This window comes from Shewanella sp. SM20 (assembly GCF_025654545.1).
Lineage (GTDB): Bacteria > Pseudomonadota > Gammaproteobacteria > Enterobacterales > Shewanellaceae > Shewanella > Shewanella oncorhynchi.
Genome location: NZ_JAKKRK010000088.1, coordinates 1 through 9,076 on the forward strand (window position 1 = coordinate 1; position 9,076 = coordinate 9,076).

Here is a 9,076-nt window from a genome sequence, read left to right on the forward strand (position 1 = left end):
ACCTAACTCAGTCAAGGTCAGTGTCACCTAACTCAGTCAAGGTCAGTGTCTTACATTCAATCAGTGCCTTAGAGGCCAGCATCAAGCTGTTTAATCGTTTTAGGTGAAGTTCTGGGCAGTATTGGTGTAAAGAATGTTGTAGGATATTGGCTTCGCGCATCTTGTTGTCCAAGTGTAGTTTTTGGCGAAACCATTTGATCATGCAACAAGATGCGCTTCCACCCTAATTTGATGATTTATTTGTAAATCATCAGGGGATTCTTCAGGACTTAACTTTAAGGCATTCAGACACAGAATGATTGGTCTGGACAAAGATAACTATCCGCGATTGTTTGATTCTTTCTTTAAGCACAATTTCGGTGAACTCACTCGTAAGCTCTCGTTTTAAAAAGTCATTATCGCTACTCCAATCATAGTAAATATGAATGTCATGCTTGTTCAGTTGTTTTTTCAAGTCAGTAATTAGCGGACTATCTTTATAGCTATGTGATACAAAACAATCAAAAGTTTTCGTGCTCTGTAAGCTATTTGAACTAAGGAGCTCGGCTAGGTCCTGCTGTGTTACTTTAAAATTGACTTTTTCCAAGTGGTATTGTTTTTTCTTACCTTTGAACCCTTTACGCTTGCGAACAAAAGCACCTAGTTCTTGTAGATGATTAAATGCGATATTTCTAATGTGATTATTTCTTTCGGAGCTATTCAATTTTTGGAAGAATAGTTGTGTTCTTTCTGTATTGAATTTTCGAAGCTCGCTTATGATTTCAAGCTTTTCACTGTGTGTTGAACCGCGTTTGTGATATGCAGCAATGTAAACCTCTAGGTAATAAGGGTCTACCTCTTGCATTAAGAGGGGCGAGGGTTGGGGTGACTTAATGGTATTTGTCATGCTCTCCACCGCCTGTGCCATAGACTCTTCGTTGAAAGTAGCTTGTCGCTGCTGCTTGTAATTATCTGAACATACACTTTTGACAATGGGCAAGCTTTTAAAAAAATCTGGAGGACTGAGGTGTTTATATCTTCGCTTTTTTCCACTTTTGACTAAAAAATCATCGAGACCTTGATATTGGTTGTAACGGTCATTTAACTCCTTCCATTTCTTGGGGTAAAACTTCTGAAAGTTCTGCAACAAAGCTTCAGGGGTGTATTCGTATGCTATTGTTTTCATGACTTTAAGAATTGGCCCTCGGAAACTCTTCTTGTACTTAATAGTTTCGCCCACAAATTTCCTTTTAGTTTTTCCTGGCATAAGTTTGTCCTGATGCAACATCTTTGTTGGCACTGTAAATTAAACTAGGGCTTGTTGATCTTTCGTGATGGATTATTAGACAGCATGATGGGCTGGTATAATTACTTTCGCCAAAAACTAACCATGACAACCCATCATGCCAAGAACAATGTTAACAGACGAGTACTGGTCAAAGCTAATCAGATTGATGCTTAAAACGGGCCGCGTATATGACAAGCCGGAACACAGAAATACTTTCGAAGGCATTTTGTATCGGATGCGGGTCGGTTGCCCTTGGCGCGATGTGCCAGAAGCTTTTGGAGATTGGAGCGCCATCTACCGGCGTTTTAACCTGTGGTCTAAAAAAGGCATTCTAATGCAGCTATTCGCAGAGTTAAGGCAATTGGCTGATTTAGAGTGGGAATTTATAGACGGCAGCATCGTCAAAGCGCATCAGCATGCGACAGGTGCTCGCTCAGAAGATAAAGAAGCGATTGGGAAAAGTCGTGGTGGTAACACGACGAAAATCCATATGGCAGTGGATAGTTGCGGCTTGCCAATAGATTTTATTGTGACAGGCGGTGAGGTTCATGACAGTAAAGCAGCCATAGAATTACTAAAACAACTGCCTGATGCCGAACACGTTATCGCTGACCGGGGCTATGATAGCGAGAAGATACGAGAGCAGATCCGAGAAAAAAAGGGCGTCCCTAACATACCGCGCAAGCGTAATTCGAAGATTGGTAATGGCGATATTGACTGGTGTCTGTACAAATATCGCCATCTGGTTGAGAACGTGTTTGCCAGGCTAAAACATTACCGCTCAGTAGCAACAAGGTATGATAAATTAGCCCGGAATTATGCAAGTACACTGGCCTTGGCTTGCTGCCTTATATGGCTGCCAATGTGGGTTGGCTAAATTATGAACAGCAAAGATCAACAGGCCCTAGTAGAATGTAAACGATAACGAAAAAAATTCAGAAGTTGCAGAATTATTTTGACCTGTAGTTGGGTAAGCCCCTAGAACAAAGAGCCTAAATGAATTCCTGTCTAGGTCCGGCTCAAGATTCTCGCTCTAAGCCCTTATCGTCCAGAAATGAGCATAGGGGTTAAATTATTTATGCTCCGTTATGTGTTATCGCTAGTTAGCTTAATCGATAGTTCCCTGACTAGTTGCCCTACAAATTTTCATATATTTACCCAGTGTTTAGCCCTACAGCAAAGCTACTAAAAATGTATGGCCAAACAGTTGTATTTAAATTTAGATGCTTTTGAGTGTTTTTAAGGCGACATTAGTGCGCATTAACTCAATCGGCAACAAATGAAATGAATTAAATCAATTGATTATGTCAATCTGTTTTTAGTTGATAGGTTTTAAAAACGCGCATGCGCGTTTTTCAGGATGGTGTATTTAATGGAAAGCTGATAAGTTCTTTACATACAGATAGTTAACAGTGTACGTTTTCACTGGTCTAACAAGGTAAACGCGCATGCGCACTAATAATTAATGTTCGGTGCCCAAAAGTACTATGAATTGCAGGAGTAAAAATGGCCATTAAAGCAAGGGATTTACGATCAGCTGCTAATCGTTCAGGAAGAGTTGTTGTAGCTAAATCACTTAATGAAGCTTTAGCTAAAAATCAGCAAACGGCTTTTTTATGCCATAGCCACAAAGACCATGAGCTAGCTAAAGGTCTTCAAGTTCTAATGAAAGAGAATGGGTGGGATTTGTACATTGACTGGGAAGATAGCGAAATGCCGAGTACTCCCAACAAAGAAACTGCAAACAGAATTAAGACAGAAATTAAGACTACAGACTGGTTCTTATTTTTAGCAACAAGCAATTCAACTCAATCACGTTGGTGTCCTTGGGAAATTGGTTTTGCAGATTCAGTCAAAGGCTACGAAAAGATATTAATTATTCCGACGGAAGATGATTCAGGAGCTTGGTATGGCAACGAATACCTTCAGCTATATAAAAAAATGGATGAAGGAAGTCAACAACTAACCGGCAAGACTGGATATGCGGTGTTTGACGCAGGGACAAATTCAGGGGTTTGGGTAAAAAATCTTTAAAGGTAACTAAACATGGCTAAAATTCCAGTTTTTTACAGCTTTCATTTTGATAATGACGTAATGAGAGTTCAACAAATACGTAACATTGGTAGCATTGAGGGTAATCCCCCTACCACTCCAAATGAATGGGAAACACTCAAGCGTACCGGTAAGAAAGCAGTTGAGGAATGGATAGATCAAAATATGAAATACAAACGATGTATTATTGTTTTGATTGGTAGCGAAACTGCTTCAAGACCATGGGTAGAGCATGAAATTATTAAGGCATGGAATGACGGAAAAGCTCTGTTAGGCATTCACATTCATAACCTAAAATGCCCTAGAAATGGAATTAGTAGGAAAGGAAGAAATCCATTTGACCTGATTAAATTCAATGATGGTAGAGCAATGTCAAGTGTTGTGCCTTGTTACGATCCTAGCTCTGTCAATGCTTACCAGGGCATAGCAAGTAATATTTCAAGCTGGATTGATCACGCCATTCAACATAAGGCAAATTGAGATGCTTGTGACTGTATTTAATTAAAATCAGAAGCAACAGTAATTTTAATTTAGTTAAGTATATTATTGATTTATTATAAATTATTGATGTAATCTTGACTAATCCTAAGCCACTCAATGTCTGATGGGTGTGTATTACATGACGAGCACTTACGACATATTCCACAGTGATCTGTAGTCGCTGGCGGGTAAGAGGTATTGTCAATGAAACGAACTGGAGTAAGAGATGGCTCGGAAAACTTTTTTTTCCTTCCATTATCAGGAAGACGTGTGGCGAGTTTGGAATGTCAGGAATTGCTTGGTCGTCAGCAAGGATCAAGAGGCGGAAGGGTTCTTTGACGGCAGTGTGTTTGAAGCTTCTAAGAAGGAAAGTGATGAAGCGCTCAAGACCTTCCTTCGTGATGGTCTCAAGAACACCTCTGTGACATGCGTCCTTGCCGGTCAGTATACCGCTGCTAGGCGGTGGGTGCGTTATGAGATTGTTCGCAGCGTGTTGAAAGGCAATGGGCTTCTCGCTGTAGATGTCCATGGCGTAAGAAATAACGCTAAAGAGCTTGGAGTGAAAGGTACAAATCCACTGGATGAAGTGGGAGTATATCTCACCAACGACAAGATTTATTTCACGGAGCGAAAGGATGGTAAATGGGTGAAATACTCTGATTACACCTCAGCCATCCCTGCCTCTGATCTGTGGTTTGAAGCCCCTACCAGCAATACAGTTGTTAAGCTATCCAAGTACTGCATGAGATATGACTTTGCGGCTCAAAATGGCCGAGAAAACATCGCAGACTGGATTGAAACTGCAGCTGCCTTGGCCGGTCGTTGAAAACTCGCCTATGGACGTACTAGCTGGCAGAACTCGACATTTCAGATAATTTAGGTATTACACATGGCAACCACAACGCGTCTGTCCGGAGTCAGGGTTCACCTGTCCGGGTCGAACAACGAATTGCAAGCAGACATCGCTGATTTTGTAAAGAAATTTGCAGCAAAAGTATTCAGTGAAGGGGGCTCTATTGTCCATGGGAGCCATCCTTCATTTACTGAACCACTGCGGAAAGCTGCAGAGGATTTCATCCAGGCAGGTGGTAGCAAGGGTGCGCTTACCCTAGTGCGTGCGAAGAGCTATTCAACCGACCAGTACACTGCTGAAATTGATGAGCAAAGAACATTCGCTTCTGTAGAGATCGTGCCTGCAGATAACAGCGGTGGCCTAGCCGCAGATGGCCTGACGCCGATGCGTGACTGGATGGCTGAGCGTTCAGACGTCGTCATCTGCGTGGGTGGCGCATGGTGGGACGTTAACAAAGCCAAAGCAGGCGTCCCCAATGAGCTGGAAACGATGCTTGAGCTCGGAAAACCAGGTTTTGTCGTCGCAGGCTTTGGCGGGGCAATCGCAGGATATCTCAAAGAAGATCCTTCGTTGTTATCTCGCCTGAGAAATGGGCTATCTCACGAGGCGAATGAGGCCATTGCTAACAGCACATCAGTTGACCAGGTCGTAGGGCTGATTGTTGACCAGTTGAAGAACCTACCCCTTACTTGCCGTAACGTCGCGCGCGGCCGCAACTTCCGCATCTTGGCGCTCGACGGAGGAGGGCTTAGAGGCACCTTCACCGCTGCAGTCCTAGCCAAGTGGGACGACATGCTGAAGGCCGGTGGAGGTAATGAACTCATTTCGCACTTTGACTTAGTCGCAGGCACATCCACTGGTGCAATACTCGCTATTGGGCTCGCCATGGGCTTGAAGCCGCTTGAAATCCTTGAGTTTTACGAGAAAAAGGGTCCTCAAATCTTTCCGAAGGATCGGAAACTGCGGCATTGGCTCAAATCCAAGCATGACTCAGCTACACTTCGCGGCCTGCTGAAAGAGGTATACGGGGACAAAACATTGGCAGCAGATTCCCGCTGCCGCTTGGTGATTCCCACTGTCAGGGCCAAGCAAGGTCAAGCTGAGGCAATCGTCACCCCACATAGCCCAGATCGCACTGCTTACCGAGATATTTCAGCCGTCGATGCCGCACTGGCTTCCTCAGCTGCGCCTACCTATTTTGATGAAGTTACCTTCGATGGGCCTATCGCGCTGGAGACGTTCATTGACGGAGGGGTCTGGGCCAATAACCCAATCCTTCCTGCGTTAGCGGAAGCGGTTCGATACCTGAAAATCCCTCTAGACAGGATAGATGTGCTGAGTATTGGCACACTCAGTAGCGAAAGCGACTTCACCGATCAGCTCGGAAAGGGTAAGGCTGGTTGGGCACCTCACAGCGTCGATCTTTTTTTCTCTGCCCAAGAGCATGGCGCCTTGGTTCTCGCGGAGAGCTTTCTGGGTCCGACACGCCACGTACGCGTTAACCAGCAGACTTCTGACGAAATCAAAATGGATGACGCCGAGGCTATTCTAGAGATGGCACAACGCGGCAATGAGGCTGGTAAACATCACTTTGCAGAGGTGCGCTCCAGATTCTTTGATGGCCAACATGTTGATCCGTGGGATCGGTTCTGAGAATGAACGGGCGCGTGGGAGATAGTCTCGCGGCACCCGTTTGGTTACTAGCGTTTAAGCGAAACTGATAACGAGGCTGCCATGTCATTCATCTATCATCTTGCTGTACTGGGGGCCCCCTCGGCTGAGCAAATCTCTGAGCTTAAAACGGCTATAGCAGACGCGGTTTCTAGGTTTGGCTTGAGGTTGGGTCAGGAGATCGGCTGGGAGGTAGTTCCTGCTGACTTCACTCCTCATCAGCAACGATCGGCTGCCGTTGTATTTTTCGGAGGTGTAGACGCAGATCACCCCAGTCTACCAGGCTTGCTGCGAGGCGGTGTTTCTGTTGTTCCAGTAGTGTCTGATCTAGGTCGAGTTGCAACGGAAGTCCCGGAAATCCTTCGGCCATTGAATTGTTTGTCTTACGCAAATGGTGGGGCGAAACGGGTAGCCACTGCGCTCTTGGAATGTGCAGGTCTGCTTCCGAAGCAACGTCGAGTCTTTGTCAGTTATCGACGGGACGAGGCTAGTCAGGCGGCGCTGCAGATGTTCGACGCTCTCTCTGCTAGGCATTTCGATGTTTTCCTAGATACCCATAGCATCGCACCGGCAGAAGATTTTCAGACCATGCTGTGGCATCGGCTTTGCGATTCTGATGTGTTGTTGATGCTCGACACTCCTGACTATTTCAACAGTCGATGGACGGCTGCAGAGTTTGGAAGGGCGCTTGCCAAGGGCATAAGCGTTCTTCGAGTTGGGTGGCCTGAAACCCTGTGCTCCAACCGATTGGCAACTGCAAGCCTCGCTGAGCTTGATACAAGCGAGCTAGATGCTACATCAGGACGGATTAGTGATTACGCGATTGATCGTATCTGTCTTCAGCTTGAGGAAGTCCGCAGCAAAAGTCATGCGGTGAGAACCGTTAACCTAGTGAGCAATCTTCGAATAGGCATTGAGGCCATAGGTGGCGAGGTAATCGGTATGGGCATCGGTCGAGGGATTCAAGTACGTCTTCCTGATGACCGGATGGTTGTGGTCTACCCAACGGTAGGTGTGCCGACTTCTACGACAATGCACGAAGCTTCAATGAACTCTCCTGACGAATCCGTAGCCATACTCTATGATCATGTAGGCTTACATCCTCAGTGGTTGAGTCACCTTGACTGGCTGGGCCATTACATTCAGGCGACGCGCTGGGTTAAGGCTTGTGAAGCAGCCTGGCAATTTGCAGACTGGAGGGCATAGAAATGGGGGCTATTTTCCTTTCAGCAAGCATCCCCGTGATCGGACGAGGGCAATACTATGAGACCACTGACCCGTTTCTTATCCAGTGCGCCGTTCGCGAGATGGCCATCGCGACCGTTCGCCGGCACAAGATTGTATGGGGTGGTCATCCTGCCATAACCCCCATGATTTGGAGCATCTGTGAAGATCTTGGGGTTGACTACACAAGCTCTGTTGTCCTGTATCAAAGCCGCTTCTTCGAGGGCCGCTATCCGGAAGAGAATCAACGGTTTGACAACGTGGTTTACACCGATTCCGTACCCGGCGACATCAAGGGTAGTTTACAGCTGATGCGACAACAGATGCTCTCTAGGGAAGATCTGATCGGAGCCGTATTCATTGGCGGGATGGATGGCGTTGAGGTCGAATACGACATTTTTAGGCGGTTCAATCCTGAGGCTTTCGTCCTTCCAGTTGCCGCACCAGGTGGTGCGGCGCTTAATCTCGCACGGGATAACGGCTATTTCAGTGGGAGGGAACTCGAAGATATTGATTTCGCCACGCTATTTAGTCGTTATTTACTTGCCCCATAGTCGTCTTGTGAGGCCCAGTATTTTTCTGATCCACGTGTGAGTCGTCTCGGGTTTCTTGCCATCGAAATTGAAGCAAGTGCGCAATACCTTGGTAGGTGCTACCAATAATGAGAAATACGCTGGGATTGCTAAGCACCTTCCAAATGCGGTAGAAGAAGTAATCCGTATCCGTAAATCAAACTCATAGTGAAGCAAATTCACCAAATACCTGCATCATGTCGTTACCCTGTGGGCGGATAGGATGTCAAATTTATACCAGAAGAAGAATGGCTATAATTCGTAAATCTGAGATACTCCGTCGCTACAACGCTGCACAGACAACATTATTAGAAGAGGCCAATGAACGGCGCTGGGCAGCCGTTAGCCTGCAAAAGGCATTTGAATCATTCTCTTTATCTGAGCATTACGACATTTTTCTTTCTCATGCATATTCGGATGCGCGAATATGCATGCAAATTAGAAGCATGCTAATAGAAAAAGGTTATTCCGTTTATGTTGACTGGATTGAGGATGAGCACTTAGATAGAGGAAAAGTAAGCGAACATACAGCAACAGTGCTGCGAAATAGAATGAATAACTGCTCATCTTTAATCTATTTAACTTCAGATGCAGCAGAAAAGTCGGTTTGGATGCCATGGGAATTAGGGTATATGGATGCGCGTACTGGAAGGGTATCAGTTGCGCCAATTATCGAAGATGATGAAGAGTTTGACGGAAGAGAATACCTTGGCTTATACCCTTATTTAGATCTTGCGTATTACCATGCATGGCGATCGCCTAATAACATTCATGCCGATCATCCAATAACATTCATGTCGATCGCTCAATAACATCGCAAACCGATCACTTTTGCTTCTTTATGGTAAACCCTGATCGACATGCATGTTATTGCGTGACTTTTTCTCCTCGCTTCGTTAAACCCGCACTTTCTGCTCATTTAATCTGAGGAAAGTGCATGTCTGCGAGGCCTATTAC

At 45.4% G+C, this 9,076-nt stretch carries 9 protein-coding genes and 1 pseudogene; 8 read left to right on the forward strand and 2 right to left on the reverse strand.

The window, feature by feature from the left end:
- Nucleotides 1-25 precede the first annotated feature (25 nt).
- Nucleotides 26-160: pseudogene (locus tag L5M18_RS22190) on the reverse strand (IS4 family transposase); the annotation flags it as partial.
- A gap of 102 nt (nucleotides 161-262) precedes the next feature.
- On the reverse strand, nucleotides 263-1,246 hold the full coding sequence (locus tag L5M18_RS22195; protein WP_263198632.1) for a hypothetical protein: 984 nt from the start codon (nucleotides 1,244-1,246) through the stop codon (nucleotides 263-265).
- Between the two features lie 136 nt (nucleotides 1,247-1,382).
- On the opposite strand from L5M18_RS22195, the gene L5M18_RS22200 reads away from it, so the two are divergent.
- From L5M18_RS22200 to L5M18_RS22235, 8 genes are all read left to right on the forward strand, one after another.
- On the forward strand, nucleotides 1,383-2,144 hold the full coding sequence (locus tag L5M18_RS22200) for an IS5-like element ISSpu10 family transposase (RefSeq protein ID WP_011789342.1): 762 nt from the start codon (nucleotides 1,383-1,385) through the stop codon (nucleotides 2,142-2,144).
- Between the two features lie 629 nt (nucleotides 2,145-2,773).
- Complete coding sequence (locus L5M18_RS22205) at nucleotides 2,774-3,301, forward strand: toll/interleukin-1 receptor domain-containing protein (protein ID WP_263198633.1); 528 nt, start codon at nucleotides 2,774-2,776, stop codon at nucleotides 3,299-3,301.
- Nucleotides 3,302-3,313: 12 nt separating this feature from the next.
- Nucleotides 3,314-3,799 carry a TIR domain-containing protein gene (locus L5M18_RS22210; protein ID WP_263198634.1) on the forward strand — a complete coding sequence of 162 codons (486 nt, stop codon included), beginning with the start codon at nucleotides 3,314-3,316 and terminating at the stop codon, nucleotides 3,797-3,799.
- Between the two features lie 226 nt (nucleotides 3,800-4,025).
- A complete protein-coding gene (locus L5M18_RS22215) occupies nucleotides 4,026-4,625 on the forward strand; it encodes a TIR domain-containing protein (protein WP_263198635.1) in 600 nt (199 codons plus the stop codon).
- 63 nt (nucleotides 4,626-4,688) lie between these two features.
- Complete coding sequence (locus tag L5M18_RS22220) at nucleotides 4,689-6,305, forward strand: CBASS cGAMP-activated phospholipase (RefSeq protein ID WP_263198636.1); 1,617 nt, start codon at nucleotides 4,689-4,691, stop codon at nucleotides 6,303-6,305.
- A gap of 81 nt (nucleotides 6,306-6,386) precedes the next feature.
- Nucleotides 6,387-7,529, forward strand: a complete 1,143-nt coding sequence (locus tag L5M18_RS22225) for a toll/interleukin-1 receptor domain-containing protein (RefSeq protein WP_263198637.1) — start codon at nucleotides 6,387-6,389, stop codon at nucleotides 7,527-7,529.
- A 2-nt stretch (nucleotides 7,530-7,531) separates the two neighbouring features.
- Nucleotides 7,532-8,101 carry a hypothetical protein gene (locus L5M18_RS22230; RefSeq protein WP_263198638.1) on the forward strand — a complete coding sequence of 190 codons (570 nt, stop codon included), beginning with the start codon at nucleotides 7,532-7,534 and terminating at the stop codon, nucleotides 8,099-8,101.
- Between the two features lie 266 nt (nucleotides 8,102-8,367).
- Complete coding sequence (locus tag L5M18_RS22235; protein ID WP_263198639.1) at nucleotides 8,368-8,931, forward strand: toll/interleukin-1 receptor domain-containing protein; 564 nt, start codon at nucleotides 8,368-8,370, stop codon at nucleotides 8,929-8,931.
- Nucleotides 8,932-9,076: the final 145 nt, after the last annotated feature.

Bases quoted from the DNA above. Each gene is read 5' to 3' on its own strand.
- L5M18_RS22195 (WP_263198632.1), bottom strand. From the start codon at position 1,246: ATGCCAGGAAAAACTAAAAGGAAATTTGTGGGCGAAACTATTAAGTAC.
- L5M18_RS22200 (WP_011789342.1), top strand. From the start codon at position 1,383: ATGCCAAGAACAATGTTAACAGACGAGTACTGGTCAAAGCTAATCAGA.
- L5M18_RS22205 (WP_263198633.1), top strand. From the start codon at position 2,774: ATGGCCATTAAAGCAAGGGATTTACGATCAGCTGCTAATCGTTCAGGA.
- L5M18_RS22210 (WP_263198634.1), top strand. From the start codon at position 3,314: ATGGCTAAAATTCCAGTTTTTTACAGCTTTCATTTTGATAATGACGTA.
- L5M18_RS22215 (WP_263198635.1), top strand. From the start codon at position 4,026: ATGGCTCGGAAAACTTTTTTTTCCTTCCATTATCAGGAAGACGTGTGG.
- L5M18_RS22220 (WP_263198636.1), top strand. From the start codon at position 4,689: ATGGCAACCACAACGCGTCTGTCCGGAGTCAGGGTTCACCTGTCCGGG.
- L5M18_RS22225 (WP_263198637.1), top strand. From the start codon at position 6,387: ATGTCATTCATCTATCATCTTGCTGTACTGGGGGCCCCCTCGGCTGAG.
- L5M18_RS22230 (WP_263198638.1), top strand. From the start codon at position 7,532: ATGGGGGCTATTTTCCTTTCAGCAAGCATCCCCGTGATCGGACGAGGG.
- L5M18_RS22235 (WP_263198639.1), top strand. From the start codon at position 8,368: ATGGCTATAATTCGTAAATCTGAGATACTCCGTCGCTACAACGCTGCA.